General features: G+C 69.5%; 22 protein-coding genes. 17 read left to right on the top strand and 5 right to left on the bottom strand.

What is annotated here, in order from left to right; genetic code table 11:
- The first annotated feature begins 64 nt into the window (after positions 1-64).
- From IWX89_RS05620 to IWX89_RS05590, 6 genes are all read left to right on the top strand, one after another.
- Complete coding sequence (locus tag IWX89_RS05620) at positions 65-421, top strand: YraN family protein (protein ID WP_196902572.1); 357 nt, start codon at positions 65-67, stop codon at positions 419-421.
- Positions 421-1956 (top strand): YifB family Mg chelatase-like AAA ATPase, encoded by a 1536-nt coding sequence (locus IWX89_RS05615; protein ID WP_196902571.1) that lies wholly within the window; start codon positions 421-423, stop codon positions 1954-1956. Before IWX89_RS05620 ends, IWX89_RS05615 begins: the two co-directional genes overlap by 1 nt.
- Positions 1953-3233 (top strand): DNA-processing protein DprA, encoded by a 1281-nt coding sequence (gene dprA / locus IWX89_RS05610; RefSeq protein WP_196902570.1) that lies wholly within the window; start codon positions 1953-1955, stop codon positions 3231-3233. The genes IWX89_RS05615 and dprA overlap by 4 nt, the downstream gene beginning before the upstream one ends.
- A gap of 37 nt (positions 3234-3270) precedes the next feature.
- Positions 3271-4389, top strand: coding sequence for an alcohol dehydrogenase catalytic domain-containing protein (locus IWX89_RS05605; RefSeq protein ID WP_196902672.1), 1119 nt, complete (start codon positions 3271-3273; stop codon positions 4387-4389).
- 80 nt (positions 4390-4469) lie between these two features.
- A complete protein-coding gene (locus IWX89_RS05600) occupies positions 4470-5414 on the top strand; it encodes a phosphodiesterase (RefSeq protein ID WP_196902569.1) in 945 nt (314 codons plus the stop codon).
- Between the two features lie 91 nt (positions 5415-5505).
- Positions 5506-6501 (top strand): tyrosine recombinase XerC, encoded by a 996-nt coding sequence (locus IWX89_RS05590; RefSeq protein ID WP_374220487.1) that lies wholly within the window; start codon positions 5506-5508, stop codon positions 6499-6501.
- On the opposite strand, the gene IWX89_RS05585 is transcribed toward IWX89_RS05590, so the two are convergent.
- On the bottom strand, positions 6479-6991 hold the full coding sequence (locus tag IWX89_RS05585) for a M23 family metallopeptidase (protein WP_196902568.1): 513 nt from the start codon (positions 6989-6991) through the stop codon (positions 6479-6481). The genes IWX89_RS05590 and IWX89_RS05585 overlap by 23 nt on opposite strands.
- A 318-nt stretch (positions 6992-7309) precedes the next feature.
- On the opposite strand from IWX89_RS05585, the gene rpsB reads away from it, so the two are divergent.
- From rpsB to IWX89_RS05540, 9 genes are all read left to right on the top strand, one after another.
- Positions 7310-8242: a 30S ribosomal protein S2 gene (gene rpsB / locus IWX89_RS05580; RefSeq protein WP_196902567.1), complete on the top strand. Its 933-nt coding sequence runs from the start codon at positions 7310-7312 to the stop codon at positions 8240-8242.
- Positions 8243-8252: 10 nt separating this feature from the next.
- Positions 8253-9080, top strand: coding sequence for a translation elongation factor Ts (gene tsf / locus IWX89_RS05575; RefSeq protein WP_134507024.1), 828 nt, complete (start codon positions 8253-8255; stop codon positions 9078-9080).
- Between the two features lie 119 nt (positions 9081-9199).
- Positions 9200-9928, top strand: coding sequence for a UMP kinase (gene pyrH / locus IWX89_RS05570; RefSeq protein ID WP_196902566.1), 729 nt, complete (start codon positions 9200-9202; stop codon positions 9926-9928).
- Between the two features lie 31 nt (positions 9929-9959).
- Positions 9960-10514 (top strand): ribosome recycling factor, encoded by a 555-nt coding sequence (frr, locus tag IWX89_RS05565; protein ID WP_134507028.1) that lies wholly within the window; start codon positions 9960-9962, stop codon positions 10512-10514.
- Positions 10515-10529: 15 nt separating this feature from the next.
- A complete protein-coding gene (locus tag IWX89_RS05560) occupies positions 10530-11543 on the top strand; it encodes a phosphatidate cytidylyltransferase (RefSeq protein ID WP_374220486.1) in 1014 nt (337 codons plus the stop codon).
- 46 nt (positions 11544-11589) lie between these two features.
- Positions 11590-12138 (top strand): DivIVA domain-containing protein, encoded by a 549-nt coding sequence (locus tag IWX89_RS05555; protein ID WP_307836434.1) that lies wholly within the window; start codon positions 11590-11592, stop codon positions 12136-12138.
- A gap of 54 nt (positions 12139-12192) precedes the next feature.
- Positions 12193-12864 carry a lytic transglycosylase domain-containing protein gene (locus tag IWX89_RS05550; RefSeq protein WP_307836433.1) on the top strand — a complete coding sequence of 224 codons (672 nt, stop codon included), beginning with the start codon at positions 12193-12195 and terminating at the stop codon, positions 12862-12864.
- Positions 12865-12914: 50 nt separating this feature from the next.
- Positions 12915-13217, top strand: coding sequence for a hypothetical protein (locus IWX89_RS05545; protein WP_196902565.1), 303 nt, complete (start codon positions 12915-12917; stop codon positions 13215-13217).
- A 32-nt stretch (positions 13218-13249) separates the two neighbouring features.
- The gene (locus IWX89_RS05540; protein ID WP_196902564.1) at positions 13250-13990 is read left to right on the top strand and encodes an alpha/beta hydrolase; all 741 of its coding nucleotides are present in this window, start codon (positions 13250-13252) and stop codon (positions 13988-13990) included.
- Here IWX89_RS05540 and IWX89_RS05535 read toward each other — a convergent pair.
- Together IWX89_RS05535 and IWX89_RS05530 are read right to left on the bottom strand one after the other, a co-directional pair.
- A complete protein-coding gene (locus tag IWX89_RS05535; RefSeq protein WP_196902563.1) occupies positions 13987-15036 on the bottom strand; it encodes an AI-2E family transporter in 1050 nt (349 codons plus the stop codon). The two genes, IWX89_RS05540 and IWX89_RS05535, sit on opposite strands and share 4 nt — an antisense overlap.
- A 23-nt stretch (positions 15037-15059) precedes the next feature.
- Positions 15060-16673, bottom strand: a complete 1614-nt coding sequence (locus IWX89_RS05530) for a DivIVA domain-containing protein (protein ID WP_196902562.1) — start codon at positions 16671-16673, stop codon at positions 15060-15062.
- Between the two features lie 253 nt (positions 16674-16926).
- Here IWX89_RS05530 and IWX89_RS05525 point away from each other — a divergent pair, with 253 nt between their 5' ends.
- Together IWX89_RS05525 and IWX89_RS05520 are read left to right on the top strand one after the other, a co-directional pair.
- Entirely contained in the window at positions 16927-18723 is a 1797-nt protein-coding gene (locus IWX89_RS05525; RefSeq protein WP_307836432.1) for a hypothetical protein, read from the top strand.
- Positions 18720-19694 carry a tetratricopeptide repeat protein gene (locus IWX89_RS05520; protein WP_196902560.1) on the top strand — a complete coding sequence of 325 codons (975 nt, stop codon included), beginning with the start codon at positions 18720-18722 and terminating at the stop codon, positions 19692-19694. The genes IWX89_RS05525 and IWX89_RS05520 overlap by 4 nt, the downstream gene beginning before the upstream one ends.
- A 94-nt stretch (positions 19695-19788) precedes the next feature.
- Here IWX89_RS05520 and glgB read toward each other — a convergent pair whose 3' ends face one another.
- Together glgB and IWX89_RS05510 are read right to left on the bottom strand one after the other, a co-directional pair.
- Positions 19789-22050, bottom strand: coding sequence for a 1,4-alpha-glucan branching protein GlgB (gene glgB / locus IWX89_RS05515; RefSeq protein WP_196902559.1), 2262 nt, complete (start codon positions 22048-22050; stop codon positions 19789-19791).
- Positions 22047-24032, bottom strand: coding sequence for an alpha-1,4-glucan--maltose-1-phosphate maltosyltransferase (locus IWX89_RS05510; RefSeq protein ID WP_374220490.1), 1986 nt, complete (start codon positions 24030-24032; stop codon positions 22047-22049). The genes glgB and IWX89_RS05510 overlap by 4 nt, the downstream gene beginning before the upstream one ends.
- Positions 24033-24100: the final 68 nt, after the last annotated feature.

Here is a 24100-nt window from a genome sequence, read left to right as displayed (position 1 = left end):
CACCGATCGGGGAAAGCGCCGGGGACACGGCCGGCCTCCGGGCAGGGTGGACCCGGAGGCACTCGTGGCAGACAAAGACGACCTGGGCAGGCGCGGCGAAGAGTGCGCGGCCGGGTTCCTGGCCGCGGCCGGCTACCGGGTCATCGCCCGCAACTGGCGGTGCGACCAGGGCGAGATCGACCTGATCGTCGAGCAGGGCGGCGAAGTTGCCTTCGTCGAGGTGAAGACGCGGTCAGGAACGGGCTTCGGGCATCCGTTCGAGGCGATCACGGTGCACAAGCTCGCTCGACTGCGGCGGCTGGCCGCGGCCTGGTGCGACCAGTCGGTGCCCCGGCCCGCGCGCATCCGGATCGACGCGGTCGCCGTCATCCTCCGGCCGGGGGCCGACCCGGTGATCGAGCACCTGGTGGGGGTGTTCTGATGGCGCTCGCGCGAACGCACGCCGTGGCGCTGCTCGGCCTCACCGGGGCGCTGGTCGAGGTGGAGGCCGACATCTCGGGCCAGCTGCCCGGCATCGTGCTGATCGGCCTGCCGGATGCCGCCCTGTCGGAGGCCACCGAGAGGGTGCGGGCCGCTGCGAAGAATTCGGGTTGCCCGCTCACCCGCAACAAGCTGACCATCAACCTGTCACCGGCGGCCCTGCCCAAGCACGGATCCGGCTTCGACCTCGCGATTGCGCTGGCCTGCCTCGCCGCCGACGAGGCCGTCTCCGCGGAGTCGGTGAGTGCGGTGGTGCACATCGGTGAACTGGCCCTGGACGGCCGCCTGCGTCCGACGTCCGGAATGCTCCCGGCGGTGATCGCCGCATCCAGGCTCGGCCACAGCACCGTCATGGTCCCGGCCGGCAACGCAGCGGAGGCCGCCCTCGTGCCGGGGATGCGGGTCATCGGTGTCGCCAGCCTCCGGGACGCCGCCATCTGGCATGGTTCCCGGCTAGAACCGGTCCCGGTCGACGCGATCGCGGCGCCGGGCGAGGGCGGCGTCGAGCCCATCGAGCCGGAGCTGGCCGACGTGATCGGCAATGACGACGCGGTCCTGGCGCTGCAGATCGCCGCGGCCGGCGGCCACCACCTGTTCATGGTCGGTCCGCCGGGTGCGGGCAAGACCATGCTGGCGGCCCGGCTGCCCGGCCTTCTGCCCGACCTCGACCCGGATGCCTCCCTCGAGGTCAGCTCGATGCGTTCGCTCAGCGGCCGCGGGGTCGGTCCCGCCCTGGCGACCCGGCCGCCGCTCGAGGCCCCGCACCACACCGCCACCGCGGCGGCGATGGTCGGTGGGGGCAGTGGCCGGATCCGCCCCGGCGCGGCGGCGCGCGCCTCCCATGGCGTCCTGTTCCTCGACGAGGCCCCGGAGTTCGCCTCGGCGGTGCTCGACGCGCTCCGCCAGCCGCTCGAGTCGGGTGTGATCAGCATCCATCGCGCGAACGCCGTGGCCCGGTTCCCGGCCAGGTTTCAGCTTGTGATGGCCGCCAACCCTTGCCCCTGCGGCCAGTACGGGGCCGCCGACCTCGATTGCAGTTGCCCGCCGAGCGCCCGGAGACGCTACCTGGCCCGGCTCTCCGGCCCGCTGCTCGACCGGATCGACATCCAGCTGCGGGTGCAGCGGGTCACCGCCGCGCAATTGCGCCTGGCCTCCGACGGACCGCGCCTGACCAGTGCGACGGCGAGGGCGCATGTCGAGCGAGCCAGAGCCGCGGCGGCGGAACGGCTGGCGGACACGCCGTGGTCGCTCAATTCGGAGGTGCCCGGCCCGTGGCTGCGCGGAGCACACGCGAGACTGCCCGGCGAGGCGACCGCGATCCTCGACCGGGCCCTGGAACGCGGCGGGATCACCATGCGCGGCTACGACCGGGTGCTCCGGGTGGCCTGGTCGATCGCCGACCTCAGCGGCGTTGCACGCCCCGGCGCGGAACAGGTCGGGCAGGCGCTTTACCTGCGGAAGGGAATGACCTCATGACTCTTTTCGGACTCGACGAGGTCGCGGTGGCCGGGCTTGCGGCCGGGGTGCGCCCGTCGCACGCCCCCCGGGCACGGATGGAACCCTGCCTCGCGGGCGAGGTGTTCGCCCGGGCGGCCTGGACCTGCATCGCCGAGCCGGGGGACGGTACCGCCGGGATGCTGGTCGACCGGCTCGGTGCCGGCGCGGCCCTGGCGGCCGTGCTCGAGCCGGGCTCGCCAGTCAGGCTCGCCGCGCAGCTCGGGGACACCGGCGTGCCGGAGGGCTTCGCGGAGGAACTGGGGCAGGCCCTGCAGCGATGGCGTCCGCGGCTGTCATCGGGGGACGTCACCCGTTGCCTCCAACAGGCGGCCCGGGTGGGCGCCCGGCTGGCCCTGCCTGGTGACGCTGTGTGGCCCGGCGGAGTCGACGACCTCGGCCGGAATGCCCCGCTCGCCCTGTGGTGGCGCGGCACCGCCCCGGCCCTGGCTTCGCTGGCGAACTCGATCGCCCTGGTCGGAGCGAGGGCGGCCACCGGGTACGGCGAACACATCGCCATGGAATCCTCGGCCGGGCTGGTCGACCGCGGCTTCACGATCGTCTCCGGGGCTGCCTACGGCATCGACGGGATGGCCCACCGGGCTGCCCTCGCCAGCTCGGGGCTCACCGTCGCGTTCCTCGCCGGGGGAGTCGACCGGTTCTACCCGAGCGGCCACGACGCGCTGCTGGGGCGCATCGTGGCCGATGGCGCGGTGGTCTCCGAACTACCGTGCGGGGCCGCCCCGACGAAGTGGCGTTTCCTGCAACGCAACCGATTGATCGCGGCGTCCAGTGCGGCCACGATCGTGCTGGAGGCAGGCTGGCGGTCGGGTTCGCTCAACACGGCCGGGCATGCCGCAGCCCTGGGGCGTCCGCTGGGCGCCGTGCCGGGCCCGGTCACCAGCCCGACGTCGGCCGGCTGCCATCGGCTGATCCGCGAATACGACGCCGTGTGCGTGACCACGGCGGCGGAGATGGCCGAACTCGTCGGCGACCGGGTGGTCCAGGTTCCGCTCGACTTCCCCGGCGATAGCGAGACGGGCGACGGAGCCCGGGGCGGCGCACCGGGCCGGGGGGAACGCACCAGCGACCAGATCCGGGTGTTCGACGCGTTGAGCGCTCGGTCCCCGCGCACCGTGCATGACGTGGCCCGCCGGGCCGGACTGTCCGTCGCGGCCGTGCAGGGTGCCCTCGGCGGCCTCGACCTCGAGGGCGCCGCCCGGGAACGCGAGACCGGCTGGGTGCGCGCCTCCACCTGACCCGCGGGTTAGGTTGGACAGCATGACGCAGGCAACGATGCTCAGCTCAATCCTCTACGACACCGGGTTGCCGCGCCCCTACGCCGACAGCCGGCCGCTGCGGCGCGAGACGGTGACGGTGCCGGCGCCACGTGTGGGCGAGGTGCTGGTGAAGATCGAACGGGCCAGCCTGTGCCACTCCGACCTCTCCGTGGTCAACGGGTCCCGGCCGCGTCCGCTGCCGATGGCCCTCGGGCACGAGGCGGCCGGGACGATCGCCGAGGTCGGCGCCGGCGTGACGGATGTCCAGCCCGGCGACCGGGTCGTGCTCGTCTTCGTGCCGAGCTGCGGCGACTGCCGAGCCTGCGACGCCGGCCGGCCGGCCCTGTGCCATCGCGGCGCGGAGGCCAACGGAACCGGAGACCTCCTGCACGGGTCGGCCGCCCTCAGGACGGCGTCGGGAATGAGACTCAACCACCACCTCGGCGTCTCCGCCTTCTCCGGGTTCGCGGTGGTCGCCCGCGAGTCCGTGGTCGTCATCGACGACGATGTCCCGTTCGACGTCGCGGCCCTGTTCGGCTGTGCGGCGCTGACCGGGATCGGCGCCGTGCGGAACACCGCCCGGCTCGCCCCCGGGCAGTCCGTGGCCGTCTTCGGTCTGGGCGCGGTCGGCCTGATGGCGGTCATGGCGGCCGCCCGCATTCCCGGAACCTGCGTGATCGCCATCGATCCGCTCCCCGAGAAGCAACGCCTCGCCATCCGGGCCGGCGCCCATCATGCCGGTTCCCCCGACGAGGCCGCGGCGCTCGTCGCGGAGTACGCCGGGGACGGCGTCGACGTCGCCATCGAGGCCGTCGGCAGCGCCCGGGTGATGGAAGCCTGCCTCGGGCTCCTCACCCGAGGCGGCGCCCTGGTCTCGGTCGGGCTGCCGCACCCCGACCAGATCCTCAGCGTGCCGGCGCTGCAGTTCGCGGGCACCGGCGTGAGGTTGCTCGGCTCCTACCTCGGAGATTCCGTGCCGGCACGGGACATCCCGCTCTACCTCCAGATGTGGCGCGACGGCACCCTTCCCGTCGAACTGCTCCACACCGACACGAAGCCGATAGCCGAGCTCAACGAAGGCCTCGACGCGCTGGCCGACGGAGCCGTGGTGCGGCGGCTCTTCGCCTTCGCCTGAACCGGATTCACGCGGCGTACCCCGCGAACGTCGGGGGCGAGCCGTAGTGTGAGCGACATCGATGAAAGGCAAGGCAAGGCATGGCAGTCGTCCCCAACCAGCAGATCCAGCAGATCCAGATGGGCCAGCACGGACCCGCCAGCCATCTGATCGTCCACATCAGCGACACGCACTTCCTCGGCGGCTCCCGGGCCCTCTACGGAACAGTCGACACCGACACGCCCGTGCGCCAGGCGCTGGCCCAACTCGAACGCTCCGGGCTGCGCCCCGACGCGCTCGTCTTCACCGGCGACATCGCCGACACCGGAGAAGCGGATGCCTATCGCCGGGTGCGCGCCCTCGTCGAGGCGTCGGCCGATCGACTCGGCGCCCAGGTCGTCTGGGTGATGGGCAACCACGACAAGCGAGCCGCCTTCCGCACCGACCTCCTCGGTCAGGCCGGGTCCGACGCACCGGTCGACGCGGTGTTCGACCTCGGGGGAGTCCGCCTGATCGCGCTCGACAGCAGCGTTCCCGGTTACCACCACGGTGAACTCGCCCCGTCCCAGCTGGACTGGCTGGCCGACGTGCTCGGCGACCCTGCACCCCACGGCACGGTGCTGGCCCTGCATCACCCGCCCATCCCCACCATGATCCCGCTGATGAGCATCCTGGAACTCCGCGGCCAGGCCCGGCTCGCCGAGGTGATCGCCGGCACCGACATCCGGGCCATCCTCGGCGGTCACCTCCACTACGCCACGACCGGACTGTTTGCGGGCATCCCGGTCTCCGTCGCCGCCGCCACCTGCTACACCCTCGATGCGAGCGCCCCGCAGGGAGAACTGGTCGGCCAGAGCGGCGGGCAGTCGATCAACCTCGTGCACGTCTACGACGACCAGATCGTGCACTCGACCGTGCCGCTGGGCGAATTCGACGTCGCGACCAGGTTCGACGCGGCCTTCCTGGCCCGGATGCAGTCGCTCAGCCCCGAGGAACGCACCGAGGCTTTCTCCCGCCAGGCCGACTCGACCGGAAGCGTGGCGTGACAGCCCAGGTCAGACCGTGACAGGTCAGACCGTGACAGGTCAGACCGTGACAGGTCAGACCGTGACAGGTCAGACCGTGACAGGTCAGACCGTGACAGGTCAGACCGTGACGGGCCAGACGATATCCCTCACCGCAGCCGTGGAGGACTTCGCCGTCTACCTGGCCGCGGAGCGCGGCTTCTCCCCGCATACCATCCGCGCCTACCGGAGCGACCTGGCCGGTCTGCTCTCCTTCGCCGACGGGCGTGGTGTGACCGCCTCGTCCGCACTCACGCTTGACCTCCTCCGGGACTGGCTCTGGGTCGGCACTCAGGCCGGGCTGGCGCGGGCGACCATCGCCCGCCGATCCGCCTCGGCGCGCGCCTTCACCGCGTGGCTGGCGCGCACCGGTGCGAGCCCGGCCGACCCGGCGATCCGGCTGCGCTCACCGAAGCCGGGCCGCACCCTGCCCCGGGTGATCAACCGCTCCCAGATGCAGGACCTCCTGGGCCACCTCGAGCAGCGCGCGGCCGGCGGCGAGCCGCACGCCCTCCGGGACCTCGCGATCGTCGAACTGCTCTACGCGTCGGGGCTGCGCGTCTCCGAACTCGTCGGACTCGACACCGGCGACATCGACCTGCACAGGCTCACCGTGCGGGTGACCGGTAAGGGATCGAAGGAGCGGGTCGTGCCGTTCGGCGTCCCGGCCCAGTCCGCCATCCTCGGGTACCTCGACAGGGGGCGCCCGGTGCTCGCCGCTGCGAAACTCCAGCCTGAGGCCGCTGTGCTCAATGCCGCTGTGCTCGATGCCGCCGCGCCCCAGGTCGCAGCCTCGGCCTTGTTCCTCGGCACCGCCCGGCGGAGGCTGGGCGTGCGGGCCGTGTACCGCCTCGTCGCCGCCCTCCTCGCCGATGTGCCGGGCAACGGCCCGGCCGGACCGCACGCGCTGCGCCACACGGCGGCCACCCATCTGCTCGATGGCGGTGCCGACCTCCGGGCGGTCCAGGAGCTGCTCGGTCACGCGAGCCTCGGCACCACCCAGATCTACACCCACGTGTCGGCGGAACGCCTCAAGCAGAGTTACCTCACCGCCCACCCCAGGGCGTAACCGGCCCCTCCCCGGCGAGCGGCAACAGCACGGCCCGACGGATGCCGCCGAGGTACAGCAGCGGGGAGACGTACCGCCCGTGCAGGCGCGCCCCCAGGTGCACGCACCGTTCGGAGCAGTGACCACCCGACCCGACGTGCCCGACCAGCTGGCCGCGGGCGACCGTCTCACCCGCCGAGACGACCGCGGCCACCGGCTCCAGGCTCGAGGTCAGGTCGCCGGCATGCCGGATCGACAGCACCGGTCGGTCGACCACGATTCCCGCGAACGCCACCACGCCGTCGGAAACGGCGAAGACCGGTTCCCGCTCGCCCGCGGCCAGGTCGAGACCACGATGTCCCGCGGAATAGTCAGTGGCAGGCGCCACGAACCCGGCGAGCACCCGGGGTGCCGTCAGCGGCCAGACCCATGCCTGAGGTGGGGGCACTGCGGCAGGAACGAAGGCGGCGGCGGCCAGTGCCGCTGCGGCGAAGAGGCGGGGGAGCTGCATGCCGCCACCCTGCCGATGTCCGTGCGCGCGCGGCCCGCCGGCCGGGCATCCGTGGAGGGAGCGTCCGTGTTCCGGCTGTGGTGGGAACCCCGGCACCGCCGGTGCACGGCGGCCCTCCTGCCGGGTGCTAAACTCGTCCAAGCAGCGCTTCGTGCGCTGACTACGCGTGCCCAATCGGCCTCCGTATCCACTCGGTCCTCGCTTCCCCGGAAGCAGGCGGATGCGTGCCGGGCACCAGGAGTAGTGGTCATCCGATCACGACACAAACCGATTGGCGTTGCTCTGCCCTGCAGGCCCGCCGGACAAGGAGTACGGCTCATGGCCGTCGTAACCATTCGCCAGCTGCTCGACAGCGGCGTGCACTTCGGGCACCAGACCCGCCGTTGGAACCCGAAGATGAAGCGCTTCATCTTCACCGAGCGGTCCGGCATCTACATCATCGACCTGCAGCAGTCGCTCGGGTTCGTCGACAAGGCCTATGACTTCGTCAAGGAGACCGTCGCCCACGGCGGCACCGTTCTCTTCGTCGGCACCAAGAAGCAGGCGCAGGAATCGATTCAGGAGCAGGCGACCCGTGTCGGCCAGCCCTACGTCAACCAGCGCTGGCTCGGTGGGCTCCTCACCAACTTCCAGACCGTCTCCAAGCGTCTGGCCCGCATGAAGGAGCTCGAAGAGCTCGACTTCGAGGACACCGCCAAGAGCGGCTTCACGAAGAAGGAAATGCTCATCAAGAAGCGCGAGCTCATCAAGCTTCACAAGAGCCTCGGTGGTATCCGCAACCTCACGAAGACGCCGTCCGCGTTGTGGGTTGTCGACACCAACAAGGAGCACCTTGCCATCGACGAGGCGCGCAAGCTCGGCATCCCCGTCATCGCGATCCTCGACACCAACTGCGACCCCGACGACGTCCAGTACCCGATCCCGGGCAACGACGACGCCATCCGTTCGGTCGGCCTGCTGACCCGCATCATCGCGGACGCAGCGGCCGAGGGTCTCATCCAGCGCCACGCCAAGCCGGAGGCCGAAGTCGAGCCTCTCGCCGCCTGGGAAGCCGAACTGCTGCAGACCGGTGAAGCCGCTGCAAACGATGCGACCCCCGAGCAGTCCTCCGCCGAGACCGCTGAGGTTGCCGACGTCGCCGTCGCCGCCGAGCAGGTCGCCGCCGAGGCCGTTGTCGAAGAGGTCCCCGTTGTGGAAGAGGAAGCCGCAGCCGTTGCTGCCGCCGACGCTCCCACCGAAGAAGCCAAGTAAGGAATCGAGTATGGCAAGCATCAGCCTCGCAGACGTCAAGGCACTGCGCGAGCGTCTTGGAACCGGCATGGTCGACACCAAGAACGCCCTCGTTGAAGCCGAAGGCGACATGGAAAAGGCCGTCGAACTCCTCCGGATGAAGGGTGCCAAGGGCAACGCCAAGCGCGCTGACCGTTCCACCTCGGAGGGCCTCGTCGCCGCCAAGGAAATCGGCGACACCGCCACCCTGATCGAGCTCGCCTGCGAGACCGACTTCGTCGCCAAGGGCGACAAGTTCGTCGCGCTGGCCGACAAGGTCCTGGACGCGGTTGCCGCGGCCGGCGCCACCACGGTCGAGGAAGGCCTGGCCGCCCCGGCCGGCAGCCAGACCGTCGGCGAACTGATCGACGGCGAAGCCGCGATCATCGGTGAGAAGTTCGAACTGCGCCGCGTCGCATCCGTCAAGGGTGAGAAGTTCGCGATCTACCTGCACAAGACCAGCAAGGACCTGCCCCCGCAGGTCGGCGTTGTTCTCGGCTACTCAGGTGACGACGCTGAGACCGCGCGCAGCGTGGCCCAGCACATCTCGTTCGCGAACCCGGAGTACCTGGCCAAGGAAGACGTCCCCACGGACGCCGTCGAGGCCGAGCGCCGGATCGTCACCGAGATCTCGAAGAACGAAGGCAAGCCGGAAGCGGCCCTGCCCAAGATCGTCGAGGGTCGCATCCACGCGTTCTTCAAGCAGGTTGCCCTGCTCGAACAGGACTACGCCAAGGACAACAAGGTGTCCGTCAGCAAGGTCCTGGCCGATGCCGGACTGACCGTGTCGGGCTTCGCCCGATTCAAGGTCGGCGCGTAACAGGATTCACAATGAGGGAGACCGGGTTGCAGTCGCAATCCGGTCTCTTTCTCTGTGTGGGCCCCCAGTAGCACACACAGTAGTTTTAGAACACGCACAACGGAAGGACGCTCACGGGCATGTCAGACACGCAAACGAAGCCGAGCAAAAAACGCAGGGTCCTCCTCAAACTGTCGGGTGAAGCATTCGGGGCGGGCAGCCTCGGCGTCAACCCCGACGTGATCAGCGCCCTCGCGCGCGAAATCGCCGAAGCAGCCAGGACCGTGGAAATCGCCATCGTCGTCGGCGGCGGCAACTTCTTCCGCGGCGCGGAACTGTCTCAGCGCGGCATGGACCGAGGTCGTGCGGACTACATGGGCATGCTCGGAACCGTGATGAACGCCCTGGCCCTGCAGGACTTCCTCGAGCAGGCCGGCGCGGAGACCCGCGTTCAGTCCGCCATCGCGATGACCCAGGTCGCGGAGCCGTACATCCCGCGCCGCGCCGAGCGCCACCTGGAGAAGGGCCGCGTCGTCATCTTCGGCGCCGGCGCCGGACTCCCGTACTTCTCGACCGACACGGTCGCCGCGCAGCGCGCCCTGGAAATCGACGCGGACATCGTTCTCGTCGCCAAGAACGGCGTCGACGGGGTCTACTCCGCCGACCCGCGCACCGACCCGGACGCGCGCAAGATCGACCACATCACCTACCAGGACGCCCTCCAGCGCGGCCTCAAGGTCGTCGACTCGACCGCGTTCAGCCTCTGCATGGACAACGGGATGCCGATGCAGGTCTTCGGCATGGCTCCGCACGGCAACGTGACCGCCGCCATTCTCGGCGCCGATCTGGGAACCCTCGTCTCCAACTAGGATTATTGAAGCCACCGAAGAAGGAGTCACCGTGATCACGGATGTTCTGTCCGATGCCACCGCACGCATGCACAAGGCACTCGAAGCCGCCAAGGACGATTTCGCGACCGTACGAACCGGACGCGCGAACCCGCAGATGTTCGCGAAGATCCTCGTCAACTACTACGGCACCGCGACGCCGCTCGAGCAACTCGCCTCCCTGCAGAACCAGGAGGCGCGCACGCTGCTGATCGGCCCGTACGACAAGGGCGCCCTGCGCGACATCGAGCAGGCCATCCGCGACACGCCCAACCTCGGCGCCAACCTCGGCAACGACGGCAACGTCATCCGGGCCACGCTGCCGGAGCTCACGGCCGACCGTCGCAAGGAATACGTCAAGATCGTTCGCACCAAGGCTGAAGATGCCAAGGTGTCGGTGCGCAACCTGCGTCGCAAGGCGAAGGACGAGCTCGATGCGCTGAAGAGCGAGGTCGGCGACGACGACGTGGCCAGGGCCGAGAAGGAACTCGAGCAGATCACGAAGACCCACGTCGACGCCATCGACGATGCGCTCAAACGCAAAGAAGCCGAACTCCTCGAGATCTAGGGCGGAGTCAGCGTCATGTCGGACGATCCGAACAAGGAACTGCCGCCCAAGCGCGCGCACGGGGTCAGCCGCGCGGAGTTCCGGGCCCAGGTGCACGCGGCCAGGAGCGACATCGAGCGGCAGATGCAGTCGACCCGCGCCGACTTCGAGCGGCAGGTGCAGGCCACCCGGGCGCAGCTCGACGCGACCAACGAACGGATCGAGGCGCGCACCGGCCGCAACCTGATCCTGGCGATCCTGATCGGGCTCGCCCTCGGCCTGTTCATGCTCTTCAGCCTCATCTTCATCAAAGAGCTCTTCATGGTCTGCGCGGCGGCGTTCGTCGGCCTCACCGCCTTCGAACTGGCCCAGGCGCTCCGGCACGCGGGCCGTAACGTCCCACGCATTCCCGTGGTGCTCGCGGCGGTGTCGGTCGTCCCCGCGGCGTTCTACCTGGGGGCGCCCGGCCAATGGCTGGCCATGCTGGGCGGCATCGTGCTGATCGCGCTCTGGCGGGTGGCGCTGCTCATCCTTCCCGCTCACCGGGCGGCCGCCCGCGACGTGGTCGGTGACATCGGCTCCGGGTTCTTCATCCAGTCGTACGTGGTGTTCCTGGGCAGTTTCTCCGTTCTGTTGGCCGCCCAGCCCGACGGACAGTGGTGGACCCTCGCCTTCCTGCTCCTCGTCATCTCCGCCGACACGGCCGCCTACGCGACCGGACTCAGCTTCGGCAAGCACAAAATGGTTCCCACGATCAGCCCCAAGAAGACCTGGGAGGGTTTCGCCGGCGCCGGCGCGGTCTGCCTGATCGCCGGAGTCGTCCTCGCCGTCTTCATGATGCATCAGCCCTGGTGGTTCGGGCTCATCTTCGGTGTGGTCATCCTGCTCAGCGCGACCTTCGGCGACCTGGCCGAGTCCCTGATCAAACGCGACCTGGGCATCAAGGACATGAGTTCCTGGCTGCCGGGCCACGGGGGCTTCCTCGACCGGCTGGACTCGATCCTGCCGTCGGCTGCCGCCGCGTACGCGCTGTACCTGATCTTCGCCTGAGGTGCCCGTTTTCGACACCATGCGCAGGGTGGGGCAGAATGAAGCAGTGACCACCACCTTCCCCCGCACGCCCAAGAAGACGCTCGGCTACAGCGCGGCCCAGGTCGACGAGTTTCTCGAGGCTGCCCGGCGGGCGTATGACGGTTCAGACGACAGCGCGACGCTCACGGCGGAGACGATCCGGCACACGGCCTTCGCCATGAAGAGGGGCGGCTACTCGCCCGTGCACGTCGACGCGGCCCTCGAACGGCTCGAAGACGCCTTCGCCTCCCGCGACCGGGACCTCGCCTCCCGCACCGGCGGCAAGCAGGCCTGGCTCGAGGACGCCCGGGCGAAGGCGCAGGTGCTCGTCAACCGGCTCAGCCGGCCCTCCGGCCACCGGTTCTCCCGCACCAGCTTCCTCAGCGTCGGGTACAGCCGCACGGATGTCGACCGATTCGCCAACAAGCTCGTCAAGTACTTCGAGGCGGGATTCCCGATCACGGTCGACGACGTGCGTGGGGCCGTCTTCAAGCCGGAACGGGGCGGCTACCGCGAGGCGCAGGTCGACGCGGTCCTCGACGCCGTCGTCGACGTGATGTTGGCGGTGCGCTGAATGCGGCTCCGTTATCTGGCTGTTATCCCGGATCTGGGCTAGGCTCGAGAAATCGTGGGTAGACATCTGAACATCATCGCGTCCGAGCCGGCCATCAGGCCCGCCAGACCCCGGATGCGACGACCTCGGTCCCGCGGGCAGGCATCGCTGTTCACCTTCGCGTTCACCGCCGCGGCCGCATTCGTGCTCGTGAGCGTCGTAGACCCGTACTCCGGCGCCACGGCATCTCCCTACTTCCAGATCGCCGGCGATCGCTTCGGCGGCCAGGCCGTGCAGGAGATTCAGGTCGCCGGGGCCTACGCGAACACCATCACCCGCGACAACTTCACCGTCACCGAGAAGCCGAAGCCCGTTCCGGTTCCGGTTGCCGCCAAGTCCGCCTCCAGCTCGAGCGGCCGCGCCCCGTCGGCGGCCGTCCCCGATCCGGGCTCCGCCCAGGCGATCGCCCGCGACAAGGTCAACGCCCGCGGCTGGGGCGACGACCAGTTCAACTGCCTCGTCTCGCTCTGGAATAAGGAGTCCGGCTGGCGCGTCAACGCCGCGAACTCGTCCAGCGGCGCCTACGGCATCCCGCAGGCCTTGCCCGGTTCGAAGATGGCGTCCGCCGGCGCCGACTGGGAGACCAACGCCGGGACACAGATCGAATGGGGTCTCGGCTACGTTTCGGGCCGCTACGGCACGCCCTGCGGCGCCTGGGCGCACTCCGTGGACAACGGCTGGTACTGACCATAGCGACACCGTCCTCCGGCCCGGTGCCGTCGACGTAGACTGGCCCAATGCCACGCAGCAACCGACCCAGGGGCCACCGGCCCGGGCCGGATGAGAACGGCGACGGCGATGGCCTCGACCGGCTGCGTGCCGGCTGGCGCCGCACGGAGACGCGCCGCGACGGCCTGTGGACGGTGCAGCCCGTCGCCGCGGCGCGGGCGGGGAAGAGCTATCTCTGCCCCGGTTGCAACCTCCAGATCGAACCGGGCCGGGCCCACCTCGTCGCCTGGCGCGGTGACGGCCTGATGGGCGAGGCTGCCGACCTCGCCGCCCGCCGCCACTGGCACGCACACTGCTGGAAGATCAAGTGACGCCGCCCGGTGCCGGCCGAGAAGGAGCATCCGTGAGTCCGAATGTCGTAGAAATCAGGGGCGGGATCGAGCTGCCGGCCCTGCGCGAGCACATTCAACTGCACACCACCGACGGCCTCACCCTGGTCGGGGAACTCGCGACTCCGGCGGATCGCCCCCCGGTGGCGACCCTCGTCACCCTGCACCCGCTGCCGACGCACGGCGGCTTCATGGATTCCCATATCCTGCGGAAGGCCGCCGGGCGCCTGCCGGCCCTGGCCGGACTGGCCGTTCTGCGGTTCAACACCCGGGGGACCACGTCGCCCCGGGGCACCAGCGACGGGGTCTTCGGCCAGGGCGACGCCGAACGCGCCGATGTGGCAGCGGCCATGGCCTTCGTCGCCGAACGGCACCTGCCGAATCCGTGGCTCGTCGGCTGGTCGTTCGGCACCGAGCTCGCCGTCAAGTACGGCCTCGAGCATCCGATCCGCGGCGCGATCCTGCTCTCCCCGCCGCTGCACCGGGCGACGGATGCCGAACTGGCCGCCTGGGCAGGCAATGAGCGCCAGCTCGTGGCCATCATTCCCGAACACGACGACTATCTGCGTCCCGATGAGGCGAGGAAACGGTTCGCGAGCGTGCCGGGGACCCGGTTCATCGCCGTGGACGGCGGAAAGCACCTGTGGGTGGGGGAGAGCCAGACCCGGCGGATTCTGGACGAAATCGTCGCCGTCGTGAATCCGTCGGCAGCACCACTGCCGACCGTCTGGTCCGGCCAGGCGGAACCGGGCTAAAGCTCGTTCTGCCGGGGGATGACGACCTGTTTGATGATCATGATCACCGAGGCGGCGACGGGGATCGCGATCAGCGCGCCCAGGATGCCGAGCAGCTGTCCACCGGCCAGGGCGGCGACGACGACGACCGCGCCCGGAACGGACACCGCGCGGTTCATGATGTTGGGGCTGAGCACGTAGGCCTCAACCTGCATGTAGACGAGATAGTAGATCGCCGCGACGAGGGCGGTCAGGGGCGAGCTCCCGATCCCGGGCACGAGGCAGGTCAGCACGATGATGACCGAACCGCTGATCGTGCCGACGAGCGGAATGAGGGAGAGCAGGAACGCGATCAGGGCCAGCAACGCCGGGAACGGAGCCCCGATGATCGAGAGGAAGATGAAGCTCAGTATTCCGTTGCACAGCGCGAGCGCCGCCTGGCCGATCACGAAGCGCCCGACGGCCGTCGTGATCTGTTCGGTCAGATCGGCGAACCGCTCGCGCTTCGTCGCCGGCACCAGCTGGTACATCGCACGCTTGATGCTGTGCAGTGACGCGGTGAAGTAGAGCGACAGGATGAGTATGATCAGCCCGCCGAACAGGCCGCTCACCACGGCGAGCCCGGACTGGATCAGGGTCGACGTGATCGTGGTCAGGTTGCCGCCGAGGTAGTCCGTGATCGAGGCGACGATTTCGTTCACCTTGAGGCCGGGGAACTGGCGCTGGATGTCCGCCAGGAAGGTCGACGTGTTCACCGACTTGACCAGGTCGGGGATGGCCTTGGAGAGCTTGGCAACCTGGTCGACGATGATCGGCACGATGGCGAAGACCACGCCCGTGAGAACACCGACAACAGCGACAAGAACGGTGAGGATCGCGGCCCAGCGCGGGAACCGTTTCTTCTCCAGCCAGGACACGGCCGGGTCCAGGCCCAGGGAGATGAAGAGAGCAGCACCGACGTAGGTGATGATCGTCTGGAGGGTGACGACGGAGCTGAGGATCAGCAGTCCGAGGCCGACACCGAGGGTGCCGATCAGTCCGACTCGGAATGCGTTCTGGATTTTCACTCTGAGGTTCCCCCTGCTTCGGTCTAGTCGTCTGTGGCCGTGACCCTCTCCGCCTGGGTGAGGAGGCCGCGCAGGCTTTCGAAGTAGCCGGCAACCGCGTCGCGCTCAATCCTAATCTGCGAGAGGCGCTCCTCGGCGTCGGTGACGAGGGCGCGTGTGCGCGCCTCCGCCTCGGACACCAGGGCGGCCGCCCTGGCCTCGGCCTCACGCACGATCTGCTCCGCATTGGCCTCGGCCGCCTTCTTCGCGATCCTGGCGTCGTTGCGGGCGCCGCTGTCGAGCTGGTCGTTCAGGGCGCGCAGCTCGGCCGTGCGCTTGTTCGTGTCGGCGAGCTGGCGGGCCGCCTCGTCGAGGAACTTCTGCGTCTGGGCGACGGCCTCCTGATGGCGGGCGAGGTGCCCTTGCTCGGCCTCATCGCGGCGGGCCTTGAGCTCGATGTCGAGGTCGGCCCTGGTCTGGTCGATCTCGCGCCGCAGGCGCGCCGCTTCGTGCTCCCCGCGCTTCCGTGCGGCGGTGAGCTGGTTGTCCAGGTCGATCCGGAGTTGTTCGCTGTCGGCCGTGAAGTCCGCGCGGGACTGTTCGTTGTCGCGCGCCTGGTCGGCGTGGGACTGCTCGAGTTCCGCGGCGAGATCCGCCCTGGCCTTCTCGATCTCCCTGGCGAGGGACACCCGCTGCCGGTCGAGGTCCCGGGTGAGGTCGGTCTGGGCCTGCTCCCGCTCGATGGCGAGGTCGGCCCGGGCCAGCTCGATCTCGCGTTCGAGGTCGGTCTTCGCCTGCTCGATTTCGATGGCCAGTTCGGCGCGGGCCAGCTCGGTCTCGTGAGCCAGGTCGATCCTGGCCTGCTCGGTCTCCCTGGCCAGGTCCACGCGGTCCTGTTCGGTCTCCGCGGCGAGGTCGATCCTGGCCTGCTCGGTCTCCCTGGCCAGGTCGGCGCGCTGCTGGTCCAGTTCGTGCGCGACCTCGGCGCGGGTGAGCTCGGTCTCCCGGGTGAGGCCGGCCGCGATCTCGCGGGCCTCCGTGGCCTCACGCTGGGCGACGACCCGCACCTCGGCGGCCTCGCGTTCGGCCTCCGAGCGGATGGCCGCCACCTCACGTTTGACCGTGGCGCGCAGCTCCGCGGCTTCGGTGGCGACCGCGCCGCGAATGGCGGCGGCCTCCTGGACGCCGTCCTGGGTGAGGGTCGTGTAGTCGTCGTGGGCACGGGCGAGCAGGTCGTCGGCCTCCATGGTGGCGTCTTCGAGGATGCGCTCGGCCTTCACCGCGGCATCCGAGAGGACGCGCTCGGCGTGGTCGGCCGCTTCGCGGCGGAGGGTGTCGACCTCGGCGGCAGCGGACGCGCGCAGACGCTCGGCGTCGATGTCGGCCTGGGCGATGACGCGGGTGGACTGCTCCTCGGCCACCCGAAGCGTGTTCTCGAGCTTGGTGCCGAGCCCCGAGAAGGTGGGGCTTCCCACTTCCTCGATTTCGGCGTTGAGGTCGTCGATGTGCGCGGCCAGGCGCTTGATCTCCCGGGCGGCCTCGGTGGCCTGGTTGTTCGCCTGGATCAGGTCACGGCGCAAACCCTGCAGCGCCTTGTCGACCTCTTCCTTGTCGTAACCACGGAAAACCTGGGTGAAATCAGCTTCGTCGGTCGGCACGCTATCTCCTCATAATGGGACTCTGACCCCGCATTCGGGTTCACGTAGGGCAGGGCCGTGATAATTTTAGTCTGTCCAGGAGACCGGGGCGCGTCCCGAGTTCAGGGGCTATTAGGCGCCTCTCAGCGGCACCCAGTATCGTGAGACGTCCTGTCTGCTGCACCCCGGGCTCGAATCCGGGCGGTGCGTGCGAGTGCGTGCACCCGGCGGCCGGCGACACAGGAGGGTTTACGTGCGTTTTGTTCTTGCCATTGTGGCATTCGTCCTCGCGGCCGTGATGATCGTTCTCGGCATCGCCCAGCGGACGGTCTTTCTTGAACCGGCCTCCACGAGCCTCAGCGCCACGGTCGCCGACGATGTCCGGTTCGCGGTCATCGAGCCCAGCGCCCTCACCGCCTTCCCCGGCAGCCAGACGCTCACCATCACCGGGTCAGACACCGTGTTCGCCGCCTACGGACGGTCGGGCGACGTCAAGGCGTGGCTCGCCGACGAACCCTACGACGACATCCGCCAGGTCAGGAACACCGCCAGGCTGAGCAGCAAGCTCACCGAGGCGCCGGCGGCGGCCGGTGAAGCGCCGACGGATGCTCCCGCCGGTGCCCCCGATGCACGACCGAGCACCGATCCGGTCGGCTCCGACCTGTGGCTGCAGGAGTTCAGCGGCAAGGGCTCGCTGACCACCACCATCAACGTGCCCGACGGGATCTCGGTCATCGTCGCCTCGGACGGCACGAAGCCCGCACCGACGAAGATCACGCTCACCTGGCCCACCGACAACTCCACGCCGATGGCCGGTCCCCTGATCGCCGGCGGTGGCGCGTTCGCCGTCATCGGGCTGATCCTCTACCTGTGGGCGCTCATCCACCTGCGCCGTTCCCACGGTCCCCGCCGAAACCTGCCGCGCGGGCCGCGGATGCCGCGGCTGCCCCGGGTTCCCCGGCCCAAGTCGATCAAGGCGAGCGAGATCACCGGTCCGCGCCGTTCCATCACCCGCAAATTCGTCGCCACCGTACCGGTCCTCCTGGTGACCGGCCTCGTGCTGAGCGGTTGCTCCGCGGACTTCTGGCCGAAATCCCCGGCGACGCCCGATGCGGCAGCCACCGCGACCGCCGCCGCGACCGACGTGCCCAAGGCCGTCAAGGACGTGCCGCCGCCCGCAGTGACCGTGCCCCAGCTCGAACGCATCGTGCGACGGATCGCCGTTCTCACCACCGACGCGGACGCCAAGCTGGGCGGTGACGCCCTCGCTGCCCGGTTCACCGGCCCGGCGTTGGAACAGCGCCTCGCCAACTACAAGATCCGGGCCGCCATCGCCGACTACCCCGCGTTGCCCGCGTTGCCGGCGTCCCCGCTGACGCTCACGCTTCCCCAGCAATCCTCGACCTGGCCGCGGGTCGTGATGACGGTCATCCAGAGCGCGGACGATGCCGCTGTCGCACCGACGGCCATCGTGCTGAGGCAGGCGACGCCCCGCTCGGCCTACCTGATCGAGTACGCGGTGCAACTCGAGGCCGCGGCGAAGGTGCCGGATGTCGCCCCGGCGACCATCGGCGCGCCGATCATCGCCCCCGACTCGAAACTGCTGCTCCTGCCGCCGGGCGAGGTGGCGGCGGCCTACGCCGACATCCTGCTCCAAGGGGACAAGAGCCCGTCTTACGGCCTGTTCCAGGTGAAGGGCGACACCTTCCGTACCCAGGTGGGACTCGACAAGAAGAACGAGAAGCGGGCCGCCCTCCCGACGACCGCGTCGATCGACTTCGCCGCCGCCGTCGGCGCCGGTTCACCGGTGGCCCTGGCCACGAACGACTCCGGGAGCATCGTCGCCGTCAGCATCACCGAGACCGAGACCGTGAAACCGGTCGATGCGGGCGCGACGGTCAGCCCGGAGGGCGCCAGCAAGGCCCTGTCGGGCGTGCCGGCAACCGCAAAGGGAATCCAGAGCACCTACGGCGACCAGCTCCTGTTCCATGTGCCGGCCGCCGGTTCATCCGAAAAAATCGTCCTCCTTGGCTTCGCCCAGGGTCTGATCTCATCCACGGAGCTTCCATGAGTCTTGTGCCACCGTCCGGCGTCAACATGCGCGGAGCCGTCGACCTCTCGTCCCTGGTGAACCGTCCACCGGTTTCCACGCCGGGGGCACCCGCTGCGGCAGCCGGGGCAGCGCCGGCCGCCGTGCCGGTGCCGAGCCTCACCCTGGAGGGCACCGACGCGAACTTCGGCGAGGTGCTCGAGCTGTCCATGACGGTGCCCGTCATCGTTGACCTGTGGGCCGAATGGTGCGAGCCGTGCAAGCAGCTCACCCCCATCCTCGAGAAGCTCGTCGCCGAGTACGAGGGCCGGTTCGTGCTGGCCAAGGTCGACGTCGACTCCAATCCGCAGTTGACCCAGGCGTTCCAGGCCCAGTCGATCCCGACCGTCGCCGCGGTCATCGGCGGCCAGCCGGTGCAGCTCTTCAACGGGGCGATCCCCGAGGGCCAGGTCCGTGAGGTGCTCCAGCGCGTGCTGCAGCTCGCGGCCGAGCACGGAGTCACGGGCACCGCCGTTGCCCCGGAGCCCACGGGGGAGGGCGACGACGCGGCGGAGGCGCCGGTGCCGGTCGAGCCCGAGCTGCCGCCGCTGCACCGTGAGGCGTACGAGGCCATCGAGCGTGGCGACTACGCCGCCGCGACCGCACTCTACAAGACCGCGGTCGCCCAGGACCCGCGCGACCAGATGGCCATTGCCGGCCTCGCCCAGGTCGGCCTGCTCGCCCGGTTGCAGGGCAGGACCCTGGCCGAGATCCGCGCGGAGGCCGCTGCGGCGCCCGGGGATCTCGACGCCCAGCTGCTCGTCGCCGACCTGGACCTGTCCGGCGGGCATGTCGAGGACGCGTTCGACCGCCTGCTGGCTCTGTTCCCGACCCAGGACCCCGCCGGCAAGAACAGGATCCGCGAGCGCATCCTCGACCTGTTCGAGGTCATCGGCCGGGATGACCCGCGCGTTGCGCCGACCCGGTCCCGCCTGACCGCCCTGCTCTACTGACCCTCCCGACCCTTTTCCTTCCGCGAGAGTACAGAATCGGCCCCTTCAGTTCTTCTGAAGCGGCCGATTCTGCACTCTCGCGGTGAACAGGAGGTCAGCGACGCAGGCGCAACCAGAGGCCGGCGAGCGGCGGCAGGGTGAGGGTCGCGGATGCCGGCCGGCCGGCCCAGGGCTCGTCGACCGCGTCCACGGCGCCGAGGTTGCCCACGCCGGAGCCGCCGAAGATCTCCGCGTCCGTGTTGACGATCTCGTCCCACACCCCGGCGAACGGCAGGCCGACCCGGTAGCCGGTGTGCGGCTGCCCGGAGAAATTGAACAGGCAGGCGACGGGGTTGCCGTCGTTGTCCCAGCGCAGGAACGAGATCACGTTCTGGGCGGCGGCTCCGCCGTCGAGCAGCTCGAAACCGCCCGGTTCGTTGTCGCGCGCCCACAGGCTCGCATTGTCCCGGTAGGTGCGGTTGAGGGCGCCGACGAGGTTGAACAGCCCGCGGTGGGCGGGCTGGTCCAGCATCCACCAGTCGAGGCCCCGCGACTCGCTCCACTCCGACCGCTGGCCGAATTCCTGGCCCATGAAGAGCAGCTGCTTGCCCGGGTGGGCCCACATGAACGAGAGGTACGCGCGCACATTCGCAAGCTGCTGCCACGAATCGCCCGGCATCTTCGCGACGAGGGAACCTTTGCCGTGCACGACCTCGTCGTGGCTGATCGGCAGCAGGAAGTTCTCGCTGAAGGCGTAGACGAACGAGAACGTCATCTCGTTGTGGTGGTAGGCCCGGTACATCGGGTCGACCTGCATGTACTCCAGGGAGTCGTGCATCCAGCCCATGTTCCACTTGAAGCCGAAGCCGAGCCCGCCGCCGGAGGTCGGTGCGGTCACCCCGCCCCAGTTCGTCGACTCCTCGGCGATCATCACCGTTCCGGGGTTGCGCTTGTAGGCCGTGGCGGTGATCTCCTGGAGGAGGCTGATCGCCTCGAGGTTCTCGTTCCCGCCGTAGATGTTCGGCTCCCACTGGCCGTCTTCGCGGGAGTAGTCCAGGTAGAGCATGGAGGCGACGGCGTCGACGCGCAGGCCGTCGATGTGGAATTCCTCGAGCCAGTAGAGGGCGTTCGCGACGAGGAAGTTGCGCACCTGCTTCTGGCCGAAGTCGAAGACGTAGGTGCCCCAGTCCATCTGCTCGCCGCGGCGCGGGTCGGGGTGTTCGTAGAGAGCCTGGCCGTCGAATCGGGCCAGGGCGAAGTCGTCCTTCGGGAAGTGCCCGGGGACCCAGTCCATGATCACGCCGATGCCGGCCTGGTGCAGCCGGTCGATCAGGTAGCGCAGGTCGTCGGGGTGGCCGAATCGGCTGGTCGGCGCGTAGTACCCGGTGACCTGGTAGCCCCAGGAGCCGCCGAACGGATGCTCGGACAGCGGCATGAACTCGACGTGGGTGTAGGCGAGCTCCTCGAGGTAGGAGATGAGTTCGTCCGCGAGGTCGCGGTAGCCGAGCCCGGGACGCCACGACCCGACGTGCATCTCGTAGATGCTCATCGGGCGGTTGTGCTGGTCGGTCGCCCCGCGCGCGGTCAGCCAGGCGGCATCCGCCCACTCGTACCGGGTCTCGCCGATGACCGACGCCGTCTTCGGCGGGATCTCGGTGTACCGGGCCATCGGATCGGCCTTGCGCACCCAGTCGCCCGACTGGGCGAGCAGCTCGAACTTGTAGTTGGAGCCGGCGGTGAGGCCGGGCACGAACAGCTCCCAGACGCCCGTGCTGCCCATGTTGCGCATGGAGTGGAGCACGCCGCTCCAGCCGTTGAAGTCGCCGATCACCCGCACCGCCCGGGCGTGCGGAGCCCAGACCGAGAACGATGTGCCGGTGGTCGTGCCCATCGCGCCGGCGTGCGCCCGGTAGTGCGCGCCGAGCACGTCCCAGAGGCGTTCGTGGCGGCCCTCGCCGATCAGGTGCAGGTCGAGTTCGCCGAGGGTGGGCAGGAACCGGTATGGGTCGTCGACGACCCAGGTCGGGGCATCGCTGTAACGAGCCTCGAGGGTGTAGTCGTGCAGTCCCAGGGTGCTGACGCCCTGCCAGATCCCGTGGCCGAGGTGCGCCAGTTCGATGTGCGCGCCGGTGGAGAGGATGGCGAAGACCTCGGTGGCGAGCGGCCGCAGGGCACGGATGACCGTGAGCGGGTCGCTGACGGTGCCGGCGCCGGACAGGCTCAGCAGGTGCTGGCCCAGGATCTCGTGCGGGTTGTAGTACCGGCCTTCCGCGACTGCTTCGAGGATCTGGGCGGGGATGACCGGCAGCGCCGGGGAGGCATCCGTCGTGGTGGCTGGATCCTTCTTGGTGCCTGGATCCTGGTGGCCGTGCTTCATCTGACTGGTCCCTTCACGTGCAGGATGTGCACCGGTTCGGTGAATGCGTCGAGGCGCACGAAGTTATCGGCGGTCCAGGTCCAGCTGGCACCGGTGATCAGGTCCTCGACCTCGAACGACGCGCCCTCGAGGATGCCGAACCGGGTGACGTCGAGGTGCACCACGGTCTGCCGCACGGAGTGTGGGTCGACGTTGGCGACGATGATCAGCGCGTCGGGCTCGCCCGTGCCGGTGAACGGCGCGTCGAGGAACTTGCTGTAGACCAGCATCGCCTCGTCTTCGCTGGCGTGGATGTCGAGGTTGCGCAACTGGCCGAGTGCCGGGTGCTCGGCCCGGATCCGGTTGAGCCGGGTGAGGTACGGCGCCAGCGAGGCGCCGTGCTTCTCCGCCGCCGCGAAGTCCCGCGGACGGTACTGGTACTTCTCGTTGTCGATGTTCTCCTCGGCGCCGGGGCGGGCCACGGACTCGTAGAGCTCGAATCCGCTGTACAGGCCCCAGGTCGGCGCGGCGGTGGCGGCCAGGGCGGCGCGGATCTTGAACGCGGCCGGGCCGCCGAACTGCAGGTACTCGGAGAGGATGTCGGGGGTGTTCACGAACAGGTTCGGGCGCACGAAGTCGGCCGTCTCATGGGCGAGGCCGTCGAAGAACTCCTCGAGTTCCTCCTTCGTGTTGCGCCAGGTGAAGTACGTGTACGACTGCTGGAAACCGACCTTGCCCAGTCCCTGCAGCAGCGCCGGCCGGGTGAACGCCTCGGCCAGGAAGAACACGTCCGGCGCCTCGTCGGCGATCGTGGCGATCAGCCACTCCCAGAAGTCGAGCGGTTTGGTGTGCGGGTTGTCGACCCGGAAGATCTTCACCCCGGCGTCGATCCAGTGCCGCACGATCCGCAACACCTCGGCGCGGATGCCGGCCGGGTCGTTGTCGAAGTTGATCGGGTAGATGTCCTGGTATTTCTTCGGCGGGTTCTCCGCGTAGGCGATCGACCCGTCCGGGAGTGTCGTGAACCACTCCGGATGCTCGGTCACCCACGGGTGGTCGGGGGAGGCCTGGAGCGCCAGGTCGATGGCGATCTCCACCCCGCTGTCCTTCGCTGCGCCCTGGAAGAAGGTGAAGTCTGCCAGGGTGCCCAGGTCGGGGTGGATGGCGTCGTGGCCGCCCTCGGCCGAGCCGATCGCCCAGGGCGATCCCGGGTCGTCCGGGCCGGCGCCCAGCGTATTGTTCGGCCCCTTACGGAACGCGCGGCCGATCGGATGGATCGGCGGCAGGTAGACCACGTCGAACCCCATGGCGGCCACGGCCGGCAGGCGCTTCGCCGCGGTGCGGAAGGTGCCGCTCTGCCAGGAGCCGTCCTCGCGGCGCACGGCGCCTTCGGACCGGGGGAAGAACTCGTACCAGGAGCCGACGCCGGCACGGAGGCGCTCGACCAGGATCGTGCGCGGCTCCGAGACCGAATCCAGTCCGGTGATCGGCCGCACGGCGACGGCGGCCAGTACCTTGGGATCGGACAGGACGGTGAAACGGGAGTCGACGGATGCGGTGACGTCGCCGAGTGTCTTCGCCGCCGCGGTGAACAGCCGCCGTTCGGCCACGGGGCGGCCCTTGTCCGTTCCGGCGTTCGTGAGCAGTTCGGCGCCGATCAGGAACATGAGTTCGACGTCGATCCCCGCCGGAATCTTCACCGACGCGTTGTGGTGCCAGGTGGCCCAGTCGTCCGCGTAGGCGCGAACACGGTACTCCCACCGGCCCTGGCTGCCCAGGAGGACCTTGGTTTCCCAGCGGTCGGTCCCCGGCGCGCCAGGGCTCATCAGGTGACGGGTGAGCGTGCCGTCTGGGCTGGTCAGCAGCAGCATGGCGCCGATCAGGTCGTGGCCCTCCCGGAACGCCGTCGCGCCGAAGGGCACGACCTCTCCGGTGAACGCCTTGACCGGCCACAGGTTGTCGGGCAGTTGCGGGGACAGGTCAAGGATCGGGATGCGCCCGATCCGCGTCGTCCGGGGAGCCGGCGTCGCTGCGGCCGCGGCCGCTGCCTGCCGTGCCGCCGCGGTGGTTT

Origin of the sequence: Cryobacterium sp. MP_M3 (assembly GCF_015752155.1) — a bacterium.
Taxonomy (GTDB): domain Bacteria; phylum Actinomycetota; class Actinomycetes; order Actinomycetales; family Microbacteriaceae; genus Cryobacterium.
This window is presented reverse-complemented; position numbering and strand designations above follow the sequence as displayed.